The sequence below is a fragment of the Pseudomonas fluorescens genome (assembly GCF_902497855.1).
Classification (GTDB): domain Bacteria; phylum Pseudomonadota; class Gammaproteobacteria; order Pseudomonadales; family Pseudomonadaceae; genus Aquipseudomonas; species Aquipseudomonas fluorescens_BI.
Genome location: NZ_CABVHU010000009.1, coordinates 136,513 through 158,036 on the forward strand (window position 1 = coordinate 136,513; position 21,524 = coordinate 158,036).

A 21,524-nucleotide genomic window follows, 5' to 3' on the forward strand; every position below is an offset into this window, starting at 1 on the left:
GTATGAGCTTGGTAAAGCCTCCTCACGTTGGATATTTCTTTGGTCAATCGATCATCGTGCTGGCCGAGCGTCTGCGCGCGGGCAGCCTGACGAGTGTCGAGTTGACCCAGGCCGCCCTGGACAGCATCGAGCGTCTGAATCCGATCCTGAACGCCTTCGTTCAGGTCGATGCCCCGGTGGCGCTGGCCCAGGCGCGCAAGGCCGACGAGCTGTTCGCCCAGGGCCTGGACCTGGGCCCTCTGCACGGCATACCGGTGGCGGTCAAAGACAACATCGACACCTGCGACTACGTCACCACCTACGGTTCGGCGCATTTCGCAGGCTTCAAGCCGAGCCGCGATGCGCTGTGCGTGCAGCGCCTGCGCGAGGCGGGCGCGGTCATTGTCGGCAAAACCTTGACCCACGAATTCGCCTACGGCCCGACCGGCGATCGCTCGCTGCAGGGCGCGGCACGTAACCCCTGGGATGCCAACTGCATCACTGGCGGCTCCAGCGCCGGCAGCGCTGCTGCGGTGGCCAGCGGCATGGTGCCGCTGGCGCTGGGCACCGACACCGGCGGGTCGATCCGTATTCCGGCGGCGTTGTGTGGAACGGTCGGCTTCAAGCCATCGTTTGCCAGCGTGCCGCTGCAGGGGGTGTTCCCGCTGTCGGCGAGCCTTGACCACGTGGGCCCGATCGCCAACCACGTCGAGGATGCGCGCCTGCTGTTCGAAGTGGTCGCTGGGCGAGTTTGTGCACCGGTGGCCAACCCTCGACCGCTACGGGTTGGCTGGATCACCACCGGCAGCTTCGGCCCGGTCGACGCCGAGCTGGATCGGCAGGTGTACCAGGCGGCGCAGCAGCTGTTTGGCGAGGCGCTGCAGGATACTGCCGAACTGGAGCCGCTGGCGGCCGCCATGAAAGACACCTTGCTGGTGCTGCAACGCGCCGAGGCCTTCGATCTGCATGCCGAACGCATGCAGGATGCACCGCACATGTTCGAGCAGGAGGTACGCGAGCGCCTCGAATTGTCCCGTGAAGTCAGGGGCTGGCAATACATTCGCGCACAAGCCAGCCAGGCACGGCTCAAGGCGACAATGGCGCGCTTGTTCGAGCGCTATGACTTCCTGGTCTCGCCCAGCGTGCCGATTACCGCGACAGCGGTCGATGCGCGCGAGGTCCGGGTTGCTGAGCAGGACGTCGATGTGCGCGCCGCGCTGCTCAGCCATACCAGTGCCTGGAATCTCACCGGGCTGCCTGCGATCAGCCTGCCGGTGGGATTGGTGAGGGGAATGCCGGTGGGGCTGCAGGTGATTGGCGCAGCGGGAGAGGATGATCGTTTGTTGCGGGTGATGGCGCAGCGATTCGTGCGGGACTAACGGGCCGGCGAATCGCTGCAGGCCCGTCACCCCGTTGCAGAACGGTGCCTTTTTATCCGGTACATATCGCCATCGGCGTGGCTGAGCAGCGTATCGGCATCACCGCCGTCCTTGCGGATATAGCGGTTGCGGAAATCGAAGTGGGGTTGACCGTTCATGACCCGGATAATGGAGGCTCGTGTGACCGCCAGGTCATCAGGATGCATATAGTCGGTGATCGGGGTACCGGTCAGCTCGTCGGCACGGTAACCGAGCAGTGCCTCACAGGCATCACTCACAAATGCAATCTGATTATCCCTATCAACCACAAAGACCGTGTCCAGCATCAGATGGATCAGTTTGGGGTAGAGCGCTTGCAAATCAACGGCCATAGGTCAGTGGGTCCGGTTCATATAGCTTGATCATGCCTGATCGCGCAGGACGGCGGCGAGGAATTCTGCAGACTATCAGGCCTGCGCACAGTCGGGCAGCCGTTCACTCCGCCAATAATTACCCACGCCGCTAACTGACTTCACCGGCATTCGTTTCATCAGGTAAAAGATAAATCCGCTCGTCTCCAGGACGATTTTTTGACGCCTGAAAACAATGGTTGGCCACTAATTAGCTACCAGCTACGATCAAGGAACGGATGACATCGGTGGAGGGAGCACTATGAGCAGCGAACCTAAGCACGGTTGGAAATGGGCCTACGAAAAACTGCGCGGGCTGCACTGCTCTCGCCGAACAGCCTTCTACCGAGCGACGCTATATTCCATTCGCGGCGATACGGGATCGTTTTACGTTGACCGCAGCTGGGAGAAGGTCCGCCTTCGACGCTGATTGATCTGTTCGCTCATTATTGTTGTTCAGGCAATAAATACCCGCTCGATGGCGGGCACTGTTCTGTTTGCGTTCAAAAAACCTGCGCTTTTCGGCGCAGCAAATCGATGAACAAACCCAACTCCCGACTGATGTGTTCGCCCTTGCGCAGCAGCAGTCCGAACGGCGCCAGTTGCACGTCGAGTTCTACCGGGAGCGCCACCACCAGGCCCATTTTCAGGTAGTCGCGCAACGCGGTTTCCGAGAGCACCATGATCGCATCGGTCAGTTGAATCAATTGCTGCATCGAGTACACCGAGCTGCATTCGATGATGTCCGCCGGCAACGGCAAGGCCAGGCGCTGCAAAGCCTGATCCAGACCGATTCGCGCAGGGCTGGTTTCCGGTTGCAGGATCCACGGCCAGCCGCTGACCAGTTCCGACAGTTCCAGTGTGTTGCGCCGGGCCAGGGGATGACCGGCGTGCACCACGACCAGCAGGCGTTCGTTGCCCAGTTGTTCGAATTCATAATGTTCACTGTCGGTGGCGGCATTGCGCCGGGCGATGGCCAGATCGATGCGACCCTGCTCAAGCAACTGGATCACCTGATCGCTGGTGTCACCCATGATGCGAATTCGCAGCTGTGGATTGAGCGCCTTGATTTCGGCAATCGAATCCATCACCAGGTCCGGCGCGGCGCCCATGATGGTGCCGATGGACAGGTAACCGAAACCGCCCTGCTGCCTCGCGATCAGGTCTTCGGCGCAACGATCGAGGCCGCTGATGGCTGACTCGGCGAAACGGATCAACTCACTGCCCAGCGCTGTTGGCCGCATCCCCCGCGGCAGGCGCTCGAACAGATCGCAGCCGAACATGTCCTCGATCTCATGCAGCATGCGGGTTGCCGCTGGTTGCGACATGCTCAGGGTTTGGGAGGCGCGGTGCAGGTTCTGACTGCTGCTCAGTGCCACCAGCATGTGCAAATGCTTGTAGCGCAGGCGGTTGAGCAGGCTGCGGGAGATGGTCGGCGTGGTCATGGCGGGCCTTTGTTATCGATACCCTAAGGGTATCAGTTGTAAGCTAAATTCGATTTGTAACGCATAGATCTGCGGTCGTACAGTCTTTCCCATAAGAACAAATGCCTACCAAAGGAAAACTGCGATGAAGACTCTACCCGCGCCTCTGCTCGCCAAAATTTCCTGGCGGCTCCTGCCGTTTCTCCTGCTGATGTACATCATGGCCTTCCTCGACCGTGCCAACGTCGGGTTCGCCAAGCAAGCCTTTCAAGCCGACACCGGGATCAGCGACGCCGCCTTCGCCTTCGGCGCCGGGGTGTTCTTCGTCGGCTACGCGCTGCTCGAAGTGCCGAGCAATTTGATCCTGCACCGCGTCGGCGCCCGTCTGTGGATGTGCCGCATCATGGTCACCTGGGGCCTCGTGTCCGCGGCCATGGTCTTCGCCCATAACGAAACCACCTTCTACGTCCTGCGCTTTTTGCTGGGCGTGGCCGAAGCCGGCTTCTTCCCAGGCGTCATCCTTTACCTCACCTACTGGTTCCCCAACGCCGTGCGCGGCAAGGCCATGGGGTTCTTTTACTTTGGCGCGCCACTGGCGTTCATCTTCGGCAGCCCGCTGTCGGGCCTGCTCCTGGAGATGGATGGCTTCGCCGGTTTCCATGGCTGGCAATGGCTGTTTGCAGTGGAAGGCCTGATGGCGACGGCCGTGGGCATCTGGGCCTATTGGTACCTGGACAATCGCCCCGCTGACGCCAAGTGGCTGACCGCTGAAGAACGCTTGCAGATCCAGACCCTGCTCGACCAGGAAGACAGCCATAAACAAAATCACGGCCGCAGCCTGCTCAACGTGTTGTGCCAACCCTCGGTGCTGTACCTGTGCCTGATCTACCTGCTGATCCAGGCCAGCGTCTACGGCGTGGTGTTTTACCTGCCCACCCAGGTCGGCGGCTTGCTCGGCACCAAGGTCGGGCTGATGGTCGGACTGGTGACGGCGATTCCATGGATCTGCGCGATCGTCGCCGCCTACCTGATCCCCGGCTACAGCGACCGCACCGGCGAACGACGCCGCACCGCGTGCCTGACCTTGCTGATGTCGGCGGCCGGGATCGCCTGCTCGGTCACCTTCAGCAGTCCGTTCCTGGGCATCGTCGCCCTGTGCTTCGCCGCCTCCGGCTTCATCGCCGTGCAACCGGTGTTCTGGACATTCCCCTCCAGCTACCTCGCCGGCAGCGCCGCGGCAGCCGGAATCGCCCTGATCAACTCGTTCGGTGCCCTTGGCGGTTTCATCGCCCCGGTGCTGAAGAACTGGGCCGAAGGCGCCTTCCATTCACCGGCCGCGGGTCTCTACCTGCTCGCCGCTACCACCGTCATCGCCGCGTTGCTGGTCCTGGGCATCCGCTCGCCCATTCCGAGCGCTGCAAAAAAACCGGCCACCGTTTAACACCTGAGGAGTCACACCATGGGCATTCCAACCATTAAGCACGTCCGCGCCTTCACTCTGCGAGGCGGCGGCGCGGATTATCACGACCAGGCGGACGGCCACTGGATCGACGATCACATCGCCACGCCGATGAGCAAATACCCCGAGTACCGCCAGAGCCGCCGCACCTTCGGCATCAACGTGCTCGGGACCCTGGTGGTCGAGATCGAAGCCAGCGATGGCACCGTCGGTTTTGCCGTGACCACCGGTGGCGAACCGGCCGCCTACATCGTCGAGAAACACCTGGCGCGCTTCCTGGAAGGCGCCAAAGTCACCGACATCGAGCGCATCTGGGACCAGATGTACCAATCGACCCTGTACTACGGCCGCAAAGGCATCGTCATCAACACGATCTCCGGCGTCGACCTGGCGCTCTGGGACTTGCTCGGCAAGATCCGCCAGGAGCCTGTGCATCAATTGCTCGGCGGTGCGGTGCGCGACGAATTGCAGTTCTATGCCACCGGCGCCCGTCCGGACCTGGCACAGAAAATGGGTTTCATCGGCGGCAAGATGCCGTTGCACCATGGCCCGGCCGAAGGTGAAGAAGGCCTGCGCAAAAACCTCGAAGAACTGGCGACCATGCGCGAGCGGGTCGGCCCGGACTTCTGGCTGATGCTCGATTGCTGGATGAGCCTGGACCTCAACTACGCCACCAAGCTGGCGGTCGGTGCTCACGAATATGGTTTGAAGTGGATCGAAGAGGCACTGCCGCCGGACGATTACTGGGGCTACGCGGCGCTGCGCAACAACGTACCCAAAGGCATGTTGGTCACCACCGGCGAACACGAAGCGACCCGCTGGGGTTTCCGCATGCTGCTGGAGATGGGCTGCTGCGACATCATCCAGCCGGATGTCGGCTGGTGCGGCGGGATCACCGAACTGGTGAAGATTTCGGCGCTGGCCGACGCCCATAACGCACTGGTCATTCCCCACGGTTCTTCGGTCTACAGCTATCACTTTGTCGCCACACGGCATAACAGCCCGTTCGCCGAGTTCCTGATGATGGCGCCCAAAGCCGATGAAGTGGTGCCGATGTTCCACCCGCAACTGCTCGGCGAACCTGTGCCGGTGAACGGCCGCATGCGCCTGTCGGCACTCGACCAGCCCGGCTTCGGCGTGACCCTCAACCCGGAATGCCAACTGCATCGGCCGTATAACCGCTGAGAAAGGACCCCGTCATGAACATGCCGCACAACGCTTTCAAAGCCGCGCTGAACAACCGCGCAACCCAGTATGGCATCTGGGCCGGATTCGCCACCGGCTACGCCGCCGAGATCGTCGCCACCACCGGTTACGACTGGATGCTGATCGACGGCGAACACGCGCCGAACACCGTGCCCGGCGTGCTCGCCCAATTGCAGGCGGTGGCGCCCTACTCCACCGCGCCGGTGGTGCGTGCGGTCACAGGCGATGCCAACCTGATCAAGCAACTGCTGGACATCGGCGCCCAGACGCTGATGATCCCGATGGTCGAAACCGCTGAACAAGCTGCAGCACTGGTACGCGCCATGCGCTACCCGCCCCATGGTATTCGCGGCGTCGGCGGCGGCCTGACCCGCGCTACGCGTTGGGACGCGGTGCCCGATTACCTCAACACCGCCCATGAGCAGTTGTGCCTGATCGTTCAGGTGGAATCGCGCTTGGGTGTTGAAAACGTCGAAGCGATTGCCGCCGTCGAAGGCGTCGACGCGGTATTCATCGGGCCAGCGGATTTGTCCATCGGTCTGGGCCATGCCGGCAATCCGGGTCACCCCGAGGTTCAAGAGCGCATTGAATACGCAGTAAACGCGACCCTCGCAGCGGGCAAGGCCTGCGGAATCCTCGCGCCCAACGAAGAAGATGCACGGCGCTATCAGGGCTGGGGCTGCCAGTTCATTGCGGTGGCCATCGACATCAGCCTGCTGCGCCAAGGCGCCACGGCCACCCTCGCGCGCTACCGCACGCCCGCCACCGAGCAAGCGCCATCGCGCACCTACTGATCAGCCCAGGAGTTGTCCCAATGTCGTCCGTGCCTGTTTACGAAAACTTCATCAACGGCCAATTCGTGGCCAGCGCCGCCCATCTCGACGTGATCAACCCAGCCACTGGCGCCCTGTTGTCGAAGGTCCCGGCGTCGACCGCCGAAGACGTCGACCGCGCCCTCGCCGCCGCCCGCGCCGCGCAAAAAGACTGGTCGCGCAAACCGGCGATCGAACGCGCCGGGCATCTGCGGCGAATCGCCGCCAGGCTGCGGGAAAACGTCGCCCATCTGGCGCGCACCATCACCCTGGAACAAGGCAAGGTCAGTGGCCTTGCAGAAGTCGAAGTCAACTTCACCGCCGACTACCTCGACTACATGGCCGAATGGGCCCGGCGCATCGAAGGCGAAATCATCACCAGCGACCGCCAGAACGAAAACATCTTTCTGCTGCGCAAACCCCTGGGCGTGGTCGCCGGGATTCTGCCGTGGAACTTCCCGTTCTTCCTGATCGCCCGCAAGATGGCCCCGGCGCTGCTGACCGGCAACACCATCGTGATCAAGCCCAGCGAAGAAACGCCAAACAACTGCTTCGAGTTCGCCCGTCTGGTCGCCGAAACCGACTTGCCGGCCGGCGTGTTCAACGTGGTCTGCGGCGATGGCCGAGTCGGCGCGGCACTGAGCGCCCATAAGGGCGTGGACATGATCAGCTTCACCGGCAGCGTCGCTACCGGCTCGCGGATCATGGCCGCTGCTGCGCCAAATATCACCAAGCTCAATCTGGAACTGGGCGGCAAGGCGCCGGCCATCGTGCTGGCGGATGCCGACCTCGACCTCGCGGTAAAAGCCATCCGCGACTCTCGAATCATCAACAGTGGTCAAGTGTGCAATTGCGCCGAGCGGGTCTACGTGGAACGCAAGGTCGCCGACCAGTTTATCGAGCGCATCGCGGCGGCGATGAGTGCGACCCGCTACGGCGACCCGATCGCCCAACCGGACATCGAAATGGGCCCGCTGATCAACCGTCAGGGGCTGGACAGCGTCAATCGTAAAGTCCGCACCGCATTGAGCCAGGGCGCGAGTCTGATCAGTGGCGGGCAGATTGCCGATCTGCCCAACGGCTTCCACTTCCAGCCCACGGTGCTGGCCGGCTGCCGCGCCGACATGGAGATCATGCGCGAAGAGATTTTCGGCCCGGTGCTGCCGATCCAGATCATCGATGACCTTGACGAAGCCATCGCCCTGGCCAACGACTGCGACTATGGCCTGACCTCGTCGATCTACACCCGCGACCTGAGCAAAACCCTGCAAGCGATGCGCGAGCTGGATTTTGGCGAAACCTACGTCAATCGCGAGAACTTCGAAGCGATGCAGGGGTTCCATGCCGGTGTGCGCAAGTCGGGTATCGGCGGCGCGGATGGCAAGCACGGGCTGTATGAATATACCCATACCCATGCGGTGTACCTGCAAGGCTGAGCCATGCATTGAGGCCACCGACCTGCTGACTGGAGCTGTCAGCAGGTCGAGCCGATATCATTTTTCTCCACGTGTCCCTCCATGACTGTGCTGTCCACCGATCCGGGCTTTCTCTGCCTTATCGATGGCCACATTAGCCTTTGGCTCGCCTTTGCGTCCCGCCTCTTTGACTTTTTGCGGGTCGTCGGAAAAGCCGTGATGGGTTTCTTGTCGTTTGGTCATGGCCAATCTCCTGAGACAAAAAATAGTGACTTACTTTGGATCGTCACCCTAAGTTTTCGTCTCGTCGATACGACAAACGGAACAGGCCCGCCGCCTGCAGACGCAAAAAATAAAGTGACGGAAAGTCACGGAGAGCCAAACTCATATCACGGGTGTCGAAACGCATGCCGGAGGTAGAAATCGTGATTTTTTTTCAGTGCCTCTGGCTGTTTGTCAGATCAACTGCCTGAATCAAGGATCGGCCATGGATCTCATATTTCTTGGTACTTCAGCAGGAGTCCCTACCCGCAATCGAAATGTGAGTGGCACCGCGCTCATCGAGTCCTCAGGCAAGGGCTGGTATCTGGTGGATTGCGGTGAAGCCACCCAGCATCAACTGTTACGCACACCCCTGTCTTTAAAGAACCTTCGAGGGTGCTTCATAACCCATGTCCACGGTGATCATTGCTTCGGCTTACCCGGCCTGCTGGCCACTGCGGGCATGTCGGGGCGCCTGGAGCCGCTCGATATCGTGTTGCCGGTTGCGCTGCATGACTGGGTGCGCCTCAGCCTGAGCGTCAGCAGGTCGTGCCTGCCCTTCGAGGTGCGTTTGCATGCAAGCGAAACTTTGAATGGCTGGCGAAACGGCAATGTCCAGGTCGACACCGTTGCCCTGTCTCATCGTGTTCCCTCTCATGGCTACCTATTTGCCGAATCCAATCCTGACCCGCGCCTGGATGTGCAACGCCTGGAGGCCGACGGCGTTCCCCGCGGCCCGATCTGGGGTGAGCTGGCGCATGGACGTGAGGTCGAGCATGCCGGACGCCTGCTGCGTGCGCAGGACTATTTACGCCCTGCGCGACCCGGTCAACGCTTCATCATCTGTGGCGATAACGACACCCCCGAACTGCTGGCCAAGGTGGTTCCAGGCGCGGATGTGCTCGTGCACGAGGCCACCTTCTGCCAGTCATTGATCGATCGCACCGCAGAGAGTTACGGGCACAGCAGTGCCGCCGCCGTGGCGCGTTTTGCCGAGTCGGCAGGCATACCGAATCTGGTGCTCACCCACTTCAGTGCACGCTATCAATCCAATCCCGATGAGAGCCCGTTCATTGGGGATATCCGCGAGGAAGCAGCGGCCTGTTTCACCGGTGAATTGATCCTGGCGCGCGATCTGGAACGTTACCACCTCGACCGGGATGGTCGGCTGAAGAGTGCTTTCAGGGTTGCCCTATAGGTGGCACCCAGTCCCAACGTTGGCTCACGCATGCGGCGCAAATGCTCAACCACCTTTCAGTCATCTCGATGGAACATTGATGGCGGCCCATCCTCTATCGCAAACCAGCGAACCTGAGGATGTCACCATGATCGACTCATCGACCGGCATGAAGCCTGGCGAGCGTTACGCCGTCCAAAGCCTGGAACACACCCGAAGTTTCCCCGGCTTCTTTCTCGACGGAAAATATTACCTGGGCCCCGAATTGATGACCGCCGTCGGGTGGCTGGAAGGTCAGCAATTCCTGTATGACCAACTTGACTCCACAGGCAAGCCGGTGTTTGCCGATCGAGTCGCGGGCAACATTGAAGACCTGACGTTGACCCTGATTGATGGTGCCCGCCTGAAACTGAGCAAAGTGCGATTCAACGCCCAAGCCGATTTACCCTCTTCAGAGGTTGTAGGCCGTTCTGAGGTGGAGCGGGTAGACACGAAGGGGGCGCTCTACAACAAACTGGTGGTCATTACCGGAGCATCCAGCGGCATCGGCCGTGCGGCTGCTCATGCATTCGCGAGTGAGGGCGCACGACTGGTACTGGGTGCACGTGATGAAGCGGCGCTGGCTGACGTCGTCAAGGAATGTGCTGCACGCGGTGCCAGCGCGTTGGCAGTCTGCACGGATGTCACACACAGCGAACAGATGCGGGATCTGGCGGATCAAGCTGCCACGTTTGGCGATGGACGCATCGACATCTGGATCAACAATGCAGGCGTCGGAGCGGTGGGCAAGTTCGAGGAAACCCCGCTTGAAGCACATGAGCAGGTGTTGCAGACGGATCTGATCGGTTACCTGCGCGGCGCCTATGTGGCATGGCCATATTTCAAGGCGCAAAAACGCGGCACCCTGATCAACACCTTGTCACTGGGGAGCTGGGTCGCACAGCCTTATGCCGCGGCTTACTCTGCCAGCAAATATGGTTTGCGCGGTTTGAGTGAAGCGTTGCGCGGGGAATTGATCGGATACCCCGATATCCATGTGTGCGACATCTATCCGGCGGTCATGGACACACCGGGGTTTCGTGACGCTGGCAACTTCACCGGTCATGCGCTCAAGCCACCGCCTCCCCTCTATGATCCGCATCTCGTCGCCCAGGCGATGGTTGCCTGTGCGTTACGTCCAAAACCCAGCACCACTGTAGGAAGCACTGCCACGATAGCCCGTCTGGCGCATTACTGGGTACCGGGGTTCCCGTTCCTATTGGGATGGTTGACGCGCTTGGGCTTGGAACGCAGCCCGCGGTCTGAATCGTCATCAGGCAATCTGTTTACCCCGCCAAGCGGCAATCGCAGGGTTGAAGGAGGTTGGCGAGTAACCGGGCACAGACCTTCAGTCCTGATGGCTGCAGGCGCGGCGTTGTTGCTTGGCGGGTGCCTGTACATGCGTCATCGCCAAAAAGGATCGATGAACGATTAACCCGCGCATGGTTAAGGTACGTACCCTCGTCCTCGGGTTCATCGACCCGAGAACAGGGTACGCACCAGCGTTAGAGGTAGAGCAGGACAATCCTAATTCAGTAAATCCGCGGGAACCTTCCCGCCATTCTCCGCCAGCTTTTTCATGACCGCCGAGTGGAGCCAGATGTTCATCGCTGCCGAATCGTCGGTGGAGCCTGTGTAATGCAACTCGGCGGCGAGTTTTTTACGTGCATCCAGGCTACTGTCGATGTTCAACAGTTTGAGCAAATCCACAATCGACGTGCGCCAATTGAGCTGCCCGCCTTGCTGGCTGGCCAAGGCTTCCAGTTTTGCGGCGACGTCGACTTCGCTGATCGCAGCCGTCGGGGTGGTAGTCGACGTCTGCGGCGCAGCAGGGGAAGCACCCGCGGCAGGCGTGGCAGGAGCAGCCTCGGCCGTCGACGCCGCGTGTTTACCTATCCCCAGTTTTTCCAATATCGTGCTGAATAAGCTCATTTGAATTCTCCCAGGATTGAATGGCCAACCCTCTGTTGAGTGTTGGCTACCTATGGATGACTCCCGCGCTTGCGCTAAAGTTTTATCCGGCTTCCCAGACGCCGCGCGAGGGACTGGCCCGTACTACTGAATTTTTTCTGCATAACATCAAAGTGTAAGATTTATGCAACTTCTGCCGACCGTTCAAAAAAACTGATAAATGCTTTAGGCGCGGAAATGATTGAACCCTTGCTTGGGCACCAAGGTCTTCAATTCAGGTCATTCATCGCTATTAAAACTGGTGCAGGCAGGAGTGTGGAAATGAATATTAAACACATCAATATCAATGGCCAGACCATTCGCGTAGGCGTACGCACAGGCTTGCCTGATACAACGCCCCTGATGATATTCAATGGCATCGGCTCCGGCCTTGAACTGGTGTTGCCCATTGTCGATGCCATGCACCCTGACCTGGAAGTCATCGCCTTTGACGTTCCCGGTGTCGGTGGCTCCTCCATGCCGAGCCTGACTTACACGTTCTCTGGACTTGCTAAAACCGTCACGCAAATCCTTGATTACCTGGAACACGAGCAAGTCAACATTCTCGGCCTGTCCTGGGGTGGATTCCTCGCCCAACAATTTGCTTTTGATTATCCACGAAGGTGTAAGAAGCTTATCCTCGCGGCCACCTCCTGTGGATTGATGTCTACCCTGCCCGATTACAAGGTATTGGGTTTGATGGCCAGTCCGCGCCGTTATACCGATCCTGAATATGCCGCCAGCATTGCTCCTGCCCTCTACGGGGGTAAGTTCCGACATGACAAGCAGCTCGCAACTTTGCACGCCAAGGTCATGTGCGCTGATAAATCTCCCTACGAAGTGACCACCGGGTACAGCTATCAAATGATGGCCATCGCCTGTTGGTCCAGCGTTTTCTGGCTGCACCAGATAGTCCAGCCTACATTGGTGTTGGCAGGTAGCGATGACCCGATCATTCCATTGTCTAACATGCAACGATTATCTGACCAGATTGAAAATTCGGAATTGCATGTGTTTGAAGACGGACACTTGTTCTTCCTCACGGACTTGCCCAACGTCGCCCCGATCATTAATGAATTTTTACGCTGACTGCTCAGGGTCGTTATTTATCACTGCCTGTTAAAGACCAAACACAACAGTGCCCTGATAGCGGCGCTCTAATGGTAATTATACGCAAGTGAGCGGGTGCCCGAACGGGCCCATAATGGGCACGCACGTCTGTGCTGAAGCCGGGCGAAAGGCAGGCTTGCGCCGACTGACTCTGTCCACCAGGTAAACCAGCCCGTGGTAGTCGATGCCACTGTGCTGGGACAAGCCGATCTCGCACGTACGGCTGGTGGAGATGCCTTCGTCGCAATATTGCACCGCCTCCTTGAGGCTACGCAGGGCATGGCTGTTCAGTTCCGGGGTGGTGAAGCCCTTGTCGCCGGCGAAGCCGCAGCAATGAATCCCCTCGGGGATGACCACCTGCCTGGAACAACGCCGGGCGATGTCAATCAGGGCTTGCGCCTCGCCGAGGTGCTGGGTGCTGCAGGTGACATGCACGGCGATCGGTGCGTCCTGGGGCTCGAACTCCAGACGGTCGAGCAGATAGGTGCGAATGAAGCGCACCGGGTCATGGATCTCGAGTCGTTCATCGGCCAGGTCCTGCATCAGCCGCAGGGTACAAGGGCTGGTGTCGCAATAGATCGGGTCGAGCCCGCCGCGGCTGGCCTTGAGCAAGGCATTGAGGGTTTCCTGGCGTTTGTACTCGGCCTGTTCCGCGTAGCCTTTGGAGGCAAAAGGCTGGCCACAGCAGAGCGCGTTCAGGTTGTCCGGGAAAACCACTTGGTAGCCGGCTTTTTCCAGCAGGGCACAGGTCTTGTCGAACAGCGGTTGCTGCTCCTGATCGCTGGCGGTTGGGCCCATGACGCGGGACACGCAGGCCGCCAGATACACCACCCGTGGGCGTTCATCCGAAGTGGCGGGTTCGGGTAGCTGCAGACGCTGCACAGGCTGCGGCATCGCCGGGGTCCACTGGGGCAATTTGCCCTGGCTGAGCTTGGTCAGGGTCGCCGTGGTCCTGGCGAACAACGGAGTGCCCAGCATCCGGTGCGCCGTATTGGCCGCGTACAAGGTGAAACGGGCGCCCTGCACCGCCGAGGCGAAATGCTCGGCCAGCCAGTTGGCCGCACGGGGGCTGTGGGCCTGGGTGCCGCGCAGTTTTCGGACCAGATCACCGGTGTTGATGCCCACCGGGCAGCGCTGGGCGCACAGGCCGGTGGCCGCGCAGGTATCAAGGCCGTGGCGCTGGTAGGCGCGCTCCAGTTCAGCAGTATCGATGCCGGCACGCTTGCGCGCCTGGATGTCGCGCCAGATGACGATGCGCTGACGCGGGGTCAGCGTCAGGCCGTTGGCGGGGCACACCGGTTCGCAGAAACCACATTCGATGCACTTGTCCACGATGACATCGGCAGCCGGCATCGGCTTGAAATTTTTCAGGTGAATGCGCGGGTCTTCGGACAACACCACATCGGGGTTGAGGATGCCGCGAGGGTCGAGCAGGCGCTTGATTTGCCACATCAGCTGATAGGCTTCAGTGCCCCATTCCAGCTCGACGAAAGGCGCCATGTTGCGCCCGGTGCCATGCTCGGCCTTTAGCGCACCGCCGTACTCCACCGCCACCAGTTGGGTCACGTCGCCCATAAAGGCCTCGTAACGGGCCACCTGGAGCGGGTCATCGAAGCCCTGGGTGAAGACGAAATGCAGGTTCCCTTCAAGGGCATGGCCGAAAATGATTGCTTCGTCATAACCATGTTTGTCGAATAGCTGGATCAGTCGATTGACGCCCTCGGCAAGCTGTTCGACGGGAAAGGTCACGTCCTCGATGATCACCGTGGTCCCCGTCTGGCGCACCGCACCGACTGCCGGGAAGGTGTCCTTACGGATCCGCCACAGCTGGTTGTAGACCACCGGGTCATCACTGAAGTCGACCTGTTTCTCCACCGGAAAATGTGCGATGGCGGCCATGACTTGCGCCAGTTGCTCTTGCAACAGTGCCTCGGTTGGGGCACGCGACTCAATCAACAGGGCACAGGCGCCGGCCGACAGTTCACGCACCCACTGGGGCATACCGGCCATGTTCTCCACCGAGCGCAGGCTGCGCCGATCCAGCAGCTCCACAGCCGCGACAGGCTGTTGTTTGAGCACCGGTACGGCCTTGCAGCAGGTGCCGACGTCGGGAAAGACGATCAGCGCGCTGGCTTTGTGCGGGTGGTCGGGCACGGTGTCATAGGTTACCGCACTGATGAACCCCAGGGTCCCTTCGGAACCCACCATCAGGTGATTGAGAATATCCAGCGGGTCCTCGAAATCGATCAGGGCGTTGATCGAGAAGCCCGTGGTGTTTTTCAGTCGGTACTTGTGGCGAATCTTGCCGGCCAGGGGCAGATTGCCCCGGGTTTGCCGACCCAGTTTGGCGAGCTGCTCCAGCAGCTCGCTATGGCTGGCGCGGAAGGCGGCGACACTGGATGGGCTTTCGCTGTCCAGCACGGTGCCGTCGGCCAGTACCAGGCGCAGGCCAGCGAGGGTGTGATAGGTGTTCTGGGCAGTGCCGCAGCACATGCCACTGGAGTTATTGGCGACAATACCGCCGATCCTGGCGGCGTTGATCGACGCAGGATCAGGACCGATCTTGCGTTTGAACGGGGCCAGTGCGGCATTGGCCTGGGCGCCGATGACGCCGGGTTGCAGACGGATCTGCTGGCCATTGCCACGGATATCACGGTCGTTCCAATGGTCGCCAAGCACGATCAGAACCGAATCGGAAATCGCCTGGCCAGAGAGGCTGGTGCCGGCGGCGCGGAAGGTCACCGGCACGCGCTCGGCATTGGCCAATTTGAGCAGCGCGACCACTTCGTGCTCGGATTCGACCCGCAGCACCAGCTGGGGAATAAGCCGGTAAAAGCTGGCATCGGTGCCGAACGCGAGGGTCGAAAGCGGATCATCGAAACGCCGGTCACGGGGGATCAGCCGCTCGACAGCGGTAATAAAAGTCGCCGGTAACATTGCTTGTCTCCATCAATCACCCCTGCGGCCAGTTGGGTATGCGAGGCCGCTGGGGCTGGTCAAACGGCTGAATCCACAGAGAACAGCCGGAGTACTCCCTGTGCTTTGGTTGCACACACGGGGTGAGTCAGCGGGCGCCATGCACGACCGCTGACGGTCCGGTCACTTGGCCAAAATGCTCCGGGAACGGGTCGCCGAACGGGCCCGGCGGGTTTCGATAAGCCGGGCGAACCGGCGCTTGCTCGCTTCGGGATTGATGAGCAACAAGCCGATGACACTGGTGACGATGCACAGCGCGCCGGCGACCACGAAGCCCTTGTCATAGCCCAGCGCAGGTGTGGTGGCGCCCTGGATAAAAGCCCCCATCAGTGCGGGAGCGACCAGCCCGCCGGTGGTGGCCAGGGCGCTGTTGATGGACATCATCGAGGAGCGCTGCCCGGCCGGCATGATCTCGGCAACGATCGCCGAACTCAGCACGAAGGTGATCTGCGGCAAGTTGCAACCAATCGCCAACAGGATGACCTTGAGCAGTGGATTGTGCACAGCAAAGACCGCGAGCAGGATCAGCGCACCGCCAATCAGCACCAGCAAGGAGGTCAACCAACCCCGTGCGTACTTCGAGGCGAGCCCTGTTTTCAGCAAGCGCTGGGACACCCAGGAGCCGCCAAGGACGATCGGGATGTTGAATGCCGTGAACACCATGAACATCCAGCCGGCGTCAGTCGGGTCGTAGTGCATCACCTTGCCCATATAGGACGGTACCCACGTGAACATCACCGAGAAGATCCAATAGCTGGTCCAGTACATCAGCATGTTGGCCAGGAAGGTTCTGTCGGTAATCAGCTCCCAGTAAGGCAGGCGGGGAGCGTCGGCATCGGCCTGCACCGAGCCTTGCTCAGTGACCTTGCCTTCGGCACCGAAGTAAGCCCACAGCGCCATCCACACGAGGCTGGCCACACCGAGCACCATGAACGCCGCATGCCAGCTCCACTTCACCACGACAAACGTCAGGAGCGGCCCGGAGATCAGCAGTCCGGCCGTGACCCCCTGAAAGATCACCGCGGACGGCAAGTTGCGCTTGTCGTTGGGGAACCACTTGTAGCAGGCGTGCAGCGCCAACGGATAAGCCGGCCCCTCCCCCATGCCGAGCAGGATGCGTGAGAAGTACAGCAGCGGGACCGAGGCCACGAACGCCAGCGGAAATTGCGCCACGCCCCAGATGCCGGCACATACCAGCAATAATTTCTTGGACGACACCCGCTCGGCCACGAAGCCGAAACCGATGGCCGACAACGAGAATAGAAGAAAGAAGCTACTGGCGATCATGCCGAACTCAGCGGGAGAAAGTCCCAGGTCGGCCATCAGGGGACCTGCGACGATGCCAAGAATCGCCTTGTCCATGAAGTTGATCACCATGAACACCGCCAGCAGGATCGTGATGACCCAGGCATGCGTTTTGGTACTTTTAAAGCGAGCCATATCCCACCTCAGAATTGATGTTGAAACCATCGGGTCGTCGTGATGCGAGCCGAAGTGGAATTAACTGGAACATTCTGAAACGTAGCGATCGAATGCGGTCCGGTCTTGCGGGCGGGGGCATCCAGACATGGGAAGGATATTACTCAAGGTAGCAGCAAACGTTGTGTTCACAGACATGACGTTCTCCAGGCTGACTGAAGGTACTTTGGCCCCAGTCGAATTTGTTGTTGTTTTTTACCGCAAAATAACTATATAGCACTATAGCTAAGAAGGTATAGCGATTTTATCTCCGTCCATCAGAAGACACCCAGCGGAGTGCGCCCGCCAGGGGTTCGAATCAAGCGTGTTTGTTTGTGCAGAATCGGCAGCATTACCGCAGGTTGCGTTGGACCTGCGACGGGCCGACCCATGTCCTGATGGCGTCGCACGGCAACGTCCATCGGCAACAGGCAAGCGTGCGTTCAACCGGGACCAGGGGATGGCCCCGCTATGGAGAACCCGACGGGATCAAGGCTCCAGATTGGCGTCCAGACGCAGCCGGTAGTCATTGGGCGGAATGAACGCTTCCTGGTAATACAGCGGCCGGCCATTGTTGCCCATGGCGAGAAATTCGAGCACCGCGCCGATCGTGCCCTCTTCAAGCGCCAACTGCTGGCACACCTCGTCCGGGAAACGCTCGCAACGCAGCTTCTGGTCCAGGCTGGCGATGCTGATGTGGTACTGGTTGAACAGCAGCGCCTTGAAGTTCGCCCCGGCAAAATCGAGCAACTGCGCCTCGGCAAATGCCGGGAAACGATCACTGTCGATATAGAAGTGGGTGAAGCAGTGGAACAGCTCGTCCACGGCGAACACCCGGTCGACCTTGACCACGTTACGCACGTTCGAGCCCAGCTTGTCGGCCCAATCCTTGCCGTCCAGCCCGGTTTCCTGACCGACCACTTCGGCATAGATCGGCAGGACTTGCCCGTCGCCGTCCTCGAAACGCAAGTGCATCGGCGACATCATCGGCATCGCTCGCTCGGCCACGAAAGTGCCATGCCCGTGACGGCGCACGATCACTTTGGCCTGAACCAGCTCACGCAAGGCCTTCTGCACCGTGCCCAGGCTGAACGGGGTGATGGCCGCCAGCGTGGATTCATTGGGCAACTGCGAACCCGGGCCCCAGTAGCCATCATTGATCGCCGCCAGCAGGGTTTCCCGCAGCTGCGCATATTTGGGCAAACCGAGCACTTCCTGTGACTGGTAACGATCGTAAAAATCGACCGTCTCTACTTCCGACATTTTTGTCCTCCTTCAGACCCTCCGACGCTGTTGCCAGAGAGACGTTGACTAAAGCTATATAGCTTTATATTATAGCTCATGACGCCCGGAAATGCTCCGCAGTGTCCGCCCGACCCGACACCCTGCCAACCGCCCACGCGTGCGGCAAGAACAGCAGCCGATCCCGGCAGGATGATCCATGGAACTGCACCTGGCACTACACTCGGAACTGCACTCGCTCCTCATCATTCTTGTCGCCGTGGCCGTCGGCAGCTACCTGCAAGCGTTCACCGGGTTCGCGCTGGGCATTGTGGTACTGGCGATTGCCGTACTCACCCACGCCGCCCCCATCGCCATCGTTGCCACCACTATCACTATCGTCGCCCTGCCCGGCATCGCCATCGCCCTGGTTCGCCACTGGCGGCACATCGATCGGGCATCGTTCTTCCAGACCCTCATCGGCCTGGTACCCGGCACACTGCTGGGCCTGTGGTTGCTTGGCCAAATGGGCGAAGAGCATACCGCGCTGCTGCAATTGTTGCTGGGTGGGCTGATCGTGGCCGGCGGTATCGCCTTGTTCATCAAACCAAAGCCTCATCCATCCCGTTCAAGCCCCGCGAGCTTCGTCATGATGGGCCTGCTCGGCGGCCTGATGGGCGGCCTGTTCAGCATACCGGGGCCACCGCTGATCTATCACTATTATCGTCAACCGGTGTCCATTCAGACCATCCGCACCAGCTTGCTGGCGCTGTCCGGCGCCATGTCCCTGATCCGCTTGATCATGCAGGGCCTGCAAGGGGAGTTGAACGCCGAGGTCATGTCGCTGGGCACCCTGTCGATCCCGGTCGCCATGCTGGCCAGCTGGCTGTATGTGCGTTTTCCGCCGCAACTTTCCGACCTGAGCATGCGTCGCGGCGCCTTCGCCCTCTTCGTCGCGATGGGCGGTTTCATCTCGCTCACCGCAGTGCTACCGAACGCCCTGGCCGCTCCTGTGAAGCCGGCCATGACCGCGCGCCCGGGCAAAACCTTTTCCGTTGTGTCACCGCAGTTCTCAAAGCCTATGCCTTGAGCTTGTAGCTCCCTGCCCTAGAGATAAAAACAATGAAACATCTACGGTTAAGCGCACTACCGACCCCCTTGCTCGGCCTGTCCAGTCTCGCCTTGTGCTGCAACGCCTCGGCGGCCTTCATAGCCGACAGCACGGCCAACCTGGACATTCGCAACTTCTACATGAACCGCGATTACCGGCAAGCGGGTAGTCCGGAGACGCAGGATGAATGGACGCAGGGATTCGTCATGCATGCTGAATCCGGCTTCACCGACACGACCGTTGGCGTGGGGCTGGATGCCCATGCCGCGCTCGGCCTCAAGCTGGATTCGGCCCGCGGTCGCAGCGGCGACAACGGCATCCTCCCGCAAAGTGCCGACGGTACGCCCGCGAATGAATTCAGCGAACTGGGCTTCACTGGAAAACTCAAGGTATCCAAGAGTGTCCTGCGCCTGGGTACGCTTTACCCGACCCTGCCTGTGCTGAATTATAACTTCGGGCGCCTGCTGCCTTCGAGCTACAGCGGCGGCATGTTGACCTCGAACGAAATCGACGGCCTGACCGTCAACGCCGGTCGCATCACCCAGGCCAACCTGCGCAACTCCAGCAGCAATGACCGCATCACTTATTACCGCGGCGGCGTGGAAAGCGATCACTTCGACTTTGCCGGCGGCAGCTACAAGCTCACCCCGCAGCTGACCACCAGCTATTACTACGGCGAACTCAAAGACATCTATCGGCAGCATTTCGTCGGCCTCGTCCACACCTTGCCGCTGAGCAAAAGCGCGAGCCTGCGTACTGACCTTCGGTACTTTCGCAGCAACGACGACGGCATTGCCAAAATGGGCCGCTTCGCCAATAACAACCTCAACGGCATGGTCAGCCTGACGCTGGGTGGCCACAAGTTCAGCGGCGCCTACCAGCGCATCTCCGGTGCCGGCGAGTTTCCGTTCATTGGCAACGATCCCTATGTCGTCAACTTGTCCTTCTACAACACTTTCGCCCGAGAAGAAGAGGATTCCTGGCAAGCGCGCTACGACTATGATTTCGCTGCGCTGGGGATTCCCGGCCTGACCTTCATGACCCGTTACGTCAGCGGCGACCACGCGCTGGTCCAGGGCCGCGAGCAGGGTACCGAGCGCGAGCGCGACATTGATCTTACCTACACGGTGCAGAGCGGCCCGCTGAAGAACGTCTACGTGCAGATGCGTAATATCAGCTTCCGTTCCGGCAACGGACTGACCCGCGATGTCGACGAGAACCGCGTGCTGGTCGGCTATAAACTGGTGGTCTGGTAGGTACAACCGCGGCGCGGGGCAATCCCGCGTCGGCTGGCAGGAGCACGGTTTTGCGGTGATGGATTGCCGTGGTTTATCAGGAATACCACGTCATCGCTCATCGCAAGCAAGCTTGCTCCTACCCTACAGCCGGCCCAGTACGGCACAAAGAGACACTGCGGCCAGGCAGGCCACCATCACGCCCGTAAACACCACCGACGCGACATCGGCCCGCAAGCGGCCCGTATGGATGGCGTGCGCACTGCGCCGGTAGCGACGCCGCTGCGTCATCCAGATGTACAGCGCAGCGAACACGCTGAGCACCGCCAGCAATGCGCCCAACCAGCCCAGGGTTTGCATCCAGCGCAGGAAAATACAGGCCACAACCCATAACACCAGCAAGGTGCGCCCCCAGGCCAGGGAGGTTCGTTCCGGTTGCAGCCCGGCGTCATCGTGCGGCGCCTGAAGCGGGCGCACGTCAGGGCGACGGCGGGTCATGCTCAGTGCACCTGGCGCAACAGGAAGACGCCGATCAACGTCAGCGTCACCAGCGCACCACCGATCGACAGCAGTGGCACCAACAGCGGCAGTGGCAACGGCGCCTTGTTGCGCAGTGCCCGTTCAACGTTCAGCCAGCGCAGGCAGGCCGAGCCGCTGATGAGCATCGCCATCAGCAGCAGAGCAACCGAGAGCGTCGTGCGCACCGCAGGGGTAAACACATCCAGGGTAAAGGCTTCCACGGCGATGCCGCCGGCCAGCAGTGCCAGCGCGGTGCGGATCCACGCCAGAAAGGTTCGTTCGTTGGCCAGGGTGAAGCGTGGATCGGGCTCACTGCCGCCCGCCAGAAGCCATGAGGACAATGGGCCGCGATCGACGTGATCGGTTTTGCTCAAGTCTTGCTGTTGTGCCGTCATGATCCTGTC

At 60.5% G+C, this 21,524-nt stretch carries 18 protein-coding genes and 1 pseudogene; 10 read left to right on the top strand and 9 right to left on the bottom strand.

Annotated elements, in window-relative coordinates:
• The first annotated feature begins 2 nt into the window (after nucleotides 1–2).
• Nucleotides 3–1,358 carry an amidase gene (locus F8N96_RS18925; protein ID WP_150799081.1) on the top strand — a complete coding sequence of 452 codons (1,356 nt, stop codon included), beginning with the start codon at nucleotides 3–5 and terminating at the stop codon, nucleotides 1,356–1,358.
• 101 nt (nucleotides 1,359–1,459) lie between these two features.
• On the opposite strand, the pseudogene F8N96_RS18930 reads toward F8N96_RS18925, so the two are convergent.
• Both F8N96_RS18930 and F8N96_RS18935 read right to left on the bottom strand, forming a co-directional pair.
• Nucleotides 1,460–1,729: pseudogene (locus tag F8N96_RS18930) on the bottom strand (PAS domain-containing protein); the annotation flags it as partial.
• 521 nt (nucleotides 1,730–2,250) lie between these two features.
• Nucleotides 2,251–3,192, bottom strand: a complete 942-nt coding sequence (locus F8N96_RS18935) for a LysR family transcriptional regulator (protein ID WP_150799082.1) — start codon at nucleotides 3,190–3,192, stop codon at nucleotides 2,251–2,253.
• 124 nt (nucleotides 3,193–3,316) lie between these two features.
• On the opposite strand from F8N96_RS18935, the gene F8N96_RS18940 reads away from it, so the two are divergent.
• From F8N96_RS18940 to aldA, 4 genes are read left to right on the top strand one after another with little or no spacing between them, the layout of a single operon-like run.
• On the top strand, nucleotides 3,317–4,612 hold the full coding sequence (locus F8N96_RS18940; RefSeq protein WP_150799083.1) for an MFS transporter: 1,296 nt from the start codon (nucleotides 3,317–3,319) through the stop codon (nucleotides 4,610–4,612).
• Nucleotides 4,613–4,630: 18 nt separating this feature from the next.
• Nucleotides 4,631–5,815: an L-rhamnonate dehydratase gene (rhmD, locus tag F8N96_RS18945; RefSeq protein ID WP_150799084.1), complete on the top strand. Its 1,185-nt coding sequence runs from the start codon at nucleotides 4,631–4,633 to the stop codon at nucleotides 5,813–5,815.
• Between the two features lie 14 nt (nucleotides 5,816–5,829).
• Nucleotides 5,830–6,630 (top strand): aldolase/citrate lyase family protein, encoded by an 801-nt coding sequence (locus F8N96_RS18950; RefSeq protein ID WP_150799085.1) that lies wholly within the window; start codon nucleotides 5,830–5,832, stop codon nucleotides 6,628–6,630.
• Nucleotides 6,631–6,650: 20 nt separating this feature from the next.
• Nucleotides 6,651–8,084, top strand: coding sequence for an aldehyde dehydrogenase (gene aldA, locus F8N96_RS18955; protein ID WP_150799086.1), 1,434 nt, complete (start codon nucleotides 6,651–6,653; stop codon nucleotides 8,082–8,084).
• 57 nt (nucleotides 8,085–8,141) lie between these two features.
• On the opposite strand, the gene F8N96_RS18960 is transcribed toward aldA, so the two are convergent.
• Nucleotides 8,142–8,306, bottom strand: a complete 165-nt coding sequence (locus F8N96_RS18960; protein ID WP_102136406.1) for a KGG domain-containing protein — start codon at nucleotides 8,304–8,306, stop codon at nucleotides 8,142–8,144.
• 244 nt (nucleotides 8,307–8,550) lie between these two features.
• Here F8N96_RS18960 and F8N96_RS18965 point away from each other — a divergent pair, with 244 nt between their 5' ends.
• Together F8N96_RS18965 and F8N96_RS18970 are read left to right on the top strand one after the other, a co-directional pair.
• Nucleotides 8,551–9,522, top strand: coding sequence for an MBL fold metallo-hydrolase (locus F8N96_RS18965; RefSeq protein WP_150799087.1), 972 nt, complete (start codon nucleotides 8,551–8,553; stop codon nucleotides 9,520–9,522).
• A 127-nt stretch (nucleotides 9,523–9,649) separates the two neighbouring features.
• Nucleotides 9,650–10,975 carry an SDR family oxidoreductase gene (locus F8N96_RS18970; RefSeq protein WP_150799088.1) on the top strand — a complete coding sequence of 442 codons (1,326 nt, stop codon included), beginning with the start codon at nucleotides 9,650–9,652 and terminating at the stop codon, nucleotides 10,973–10,975.
• A 92-nt stretch (nucleotides 10,976–11,067) separates the two neighbouring features.
• On the opposite strand, the gene F8N96_RS18975 is transcribed toward F8N96_RS18970, so the two are convergent.
• The gene (locus F8N96_RS18975; RefSeq protein WP_150799089.1) at nucleotides 11,068–11,472 is read right to left on the bottom strand and encodes a DUF3597 domain-containing protein; all 405 of its coding nucleotides are present in this window, start codon (nucleotides 11,470–11,472) and stop codon (nucleotides 11,068–11,070) included.
• 300 nt (nucleotides 11,473–11,772) lie between these two features.
• Here F8N96_RS18975 and phaZ point away from each other — a divergent pair, with 300 nt between their 5' ends.
• Nucleotides 11,773–12,579, top strand: a complete 807-nt coding sequence (gene phaZ / locus F8N96_RS18980; protein WP_150799090.1) for a poly(3-hydroxyalkanoate) depolymerase — start codon at nucleotides 11,773–11,775, stop codon at nucleotides 12,577–12,579.
• 78 nt (nucleotides 12,580–12,657) lie between these two features.
• On the opposite strand, the gene F8N96_RS18985 is transcribed toward phaZ, so the two are convergent.
• From F8N96_RS18985 to F8N96_RS18995, 3 genes are all read right to left on the bottom strand, one after another.
• Nucleotides 12,658–15,537 (bottom strand): FAD-binding and (Fe-S)-binding domain-containing protein, encoded by a 2,880-nt coding sequence (locus F8N96_RS18985; protein ID WP_150799091.1) that lies wholly within the window; start codon nucleotides 15,535–15,537, stop codon nucleotides 12,658–12,660.
• Nucleotides 15,538–15,699: 162 nt separating this feature from the next.
• Complete coding sequence (locus tag F8N96_RS18990; protein ID WP_224789583.1) at nucleotides 15,700–17,016, bottom strand: MFS transporter; 1,317 nt, start codon at nucleotides 17,014–17,016, stop codon at nucleotides 15,700–15,702.
• Nucleotides 17,017–17,523: 507 nt separating this feature from the next.
• Nucleotides 17,524–18,297: a GntR family transcriptional regulator gene (locus F8N96_RS18995; RefSeq protein WP_150799092.1), complete on the bottom strand. Its 774-nt coding sequence runs from the start codon at nucleotides 18,295–18,297 to the stop codon at nucleotides 17,524–17,526.
• Between the two features lie 178 nt (nucleotides 18,298–18,475).
• Here F8N96_RS18995 and F8N96_RS19000 point away from each other — a divergent pair, with 178 nt between their 5' ends.
• Nucleotides 18,476–19,345 (top strand): TSUP family transporter, encoded by an 870-nt coding sequence (locus F8N96_RS19000; RefSeq protein WP_150799093.1) that lies wholly within the window; start codon nucleotides 18,476–18,478, stop codon nucleotides 19,343–19,345.
• A gap of 32 nt (nucleotides 19,346–19,377) precedes the next feature.
• Entirely contained in the window at nucleotides 19,378–20,622 is a 1,245-nt protein-coding gene (locus F8N96_RS19005) for an OprD family porin (RefSeq protein ID WP_150799094.1), read from the top strand.
• A gap of 123 nt (nucleotides 20,623–20,745) precedes the next feature.
• Here the strand turns inward: F8N96_RS19005 and F8N96_RS19010 are convergent, their stop codons facing one another.
• Nucleotides 20,746–21,099: a DUF202 domain-containing protein gene (locus F8N96_RS19010; RefSeq protein ID WP_150799095.1), complete on the bottom strand. Its 354-nt coding sequence runs from the start codon at nucleotides 21,097–21,099 to the stop codon at nucleotides 20,746–20,748.
• Between the two features lie 2 nt (nucleotides 21,100–21,101).
• A complete protein-coding gene (locus F8N96_RS19015) occupies nucleotides 21,102–21,515 on the bottom strand; it encodes a YidH family protein (RefSeq protein ID WP_150799096.1) in 414 nt (137 codons plus the stop codon).
• Nucleotides 21,516–21,524: the final 9 nt, after the last annotated feature.

Excerpts from the sequence above, each read along its gene's own strand:
- F8N96_RS18925 (WP_150799081.1), top strand. The coding sequence starts at position 3 with ATGAGCTTGGTAAAGCCTCCTCACGTTGGATATTTCTTTGGTCAATCG.
- F8N96_RS18935 (WP_150799082.1), bottom strand. The coding sequence starts at position 3,192 with ATGACCACGCCGACCATCTCCCGCAGCCTGCTCAACCGCCTGCGCTAC.
- F8N96_RS18940 (WP_150799083.1), top strand. The coding sequence starts at position 3,317 with ATGAAGACTCTACCCGCGCCTCTGCTCGCCAAAATTTCCTGGCGGCTC.
- rhmD (WP_150799084.1), top strand. The coding sequence starts at position 4,631 with ATGGGCATTCCAACCATTAAGCACGTCCGCGCCTTCACTCTGCGAGGC.
- F8N96_RS18950 (WP_150799085.1), top strand. The coding sequence starts at position 5,830 with ATGAACATGCCGCACAACGCTTTCAAAGCCGCGCTGAACAACCGCGCA.
- aldA (WP_150799086.1), top strand. The coding sequence starts at position 6,651 with ATGTCGTCCGTGCCTGTTTACGAAAACTTCATCAACGGCCAATTCGTG.
- F8N96_RS18960 (WP_102136406.1), bottom strand. The coding sequence starts at position 8,306 with ATGACCAAACGACAAGAAACCCATCACGGCTTTTCCGACGACCCGCAA.
- F8N96_RS18965 (WP_150799087.1), top strand. The coding sequence starts at position 8,551 with ATGGATCTCATATTTCTTGGTACTTCAGCAGGAGTCCCTACCCGCAAT.
- F8N96_RS18970 (WP_150799088.1), top strand. The coding sequence starts at position 9,650 with ATGATCGACTCATCGACCGGCATGAAGCCTGGCGAGCGTTACGCCGTC.
- F8N96_RS18975 (WP_150799089.1), bottom strand. The coding sequence starts at position 11,472 with ATGAGCTTATTCAGCACGATATTGGAAAAACTGGGGATAGGTAAACAC.
- phaZ (WP_150799090.1), top strand. The coding sequence starts at position 11,773 with ATGAATATTAAACACATCAATATCAATGGCCAGACCATTCGCGTAGGC.
- F8N96_RS18985 (WP_150799091.1), bottom strand. The coding sequence starts at position 15,537 with ATGTTACCGGCGACTTTTATTACCGCTGTCGAGCGGCTGATCCCCCGT.
- F8N96_RS18990 (WP_224789583.1), bottom strand. The coding sequence starts at position 17,016 with ATGGCTCGCTTTAAAAGTACCAAAACGCATGCCTGGGTCATCACGATC.
- F8N96_RS18995 (WP_150799092.1), bottom strand. The coding sequence starts at position 18,297 with ATGTCGGAAGTAGAGACGGTCGATTTTTACGATCGTTACCAGTCACAG.
- F8N96_RS19000 (WP_150799093.1), top strand. The coding sequence starts at position 18,476 with ATGGAACTGCACCTGGCACTACACTCGGAACTGCACTCGCTCCTCATC.
- F8N96_RS19005 (WP_150799094.1), top strand. The coding sequence starts at position 19,378 with ATGAAACATCTACGGTTAAGCGCACTACCGACCCCCTTGCTCGGCCTG.
- F8N96_RS19010 (WP_150799095.1), bottom strand. The coding sequence starts at position 21,099 with ATGACCCGCCGTCGCCCTGACGTGCGCCCGCTTCAGGCGCCGCACGAT.
- F8N96_RS19015 (WP_150799096.1), bottom strand. The coding sequence starts at position 21,515 with ATGACGGCACAACAGCAAGACTTGAGCAAAACCGATCACGTCGATCGC.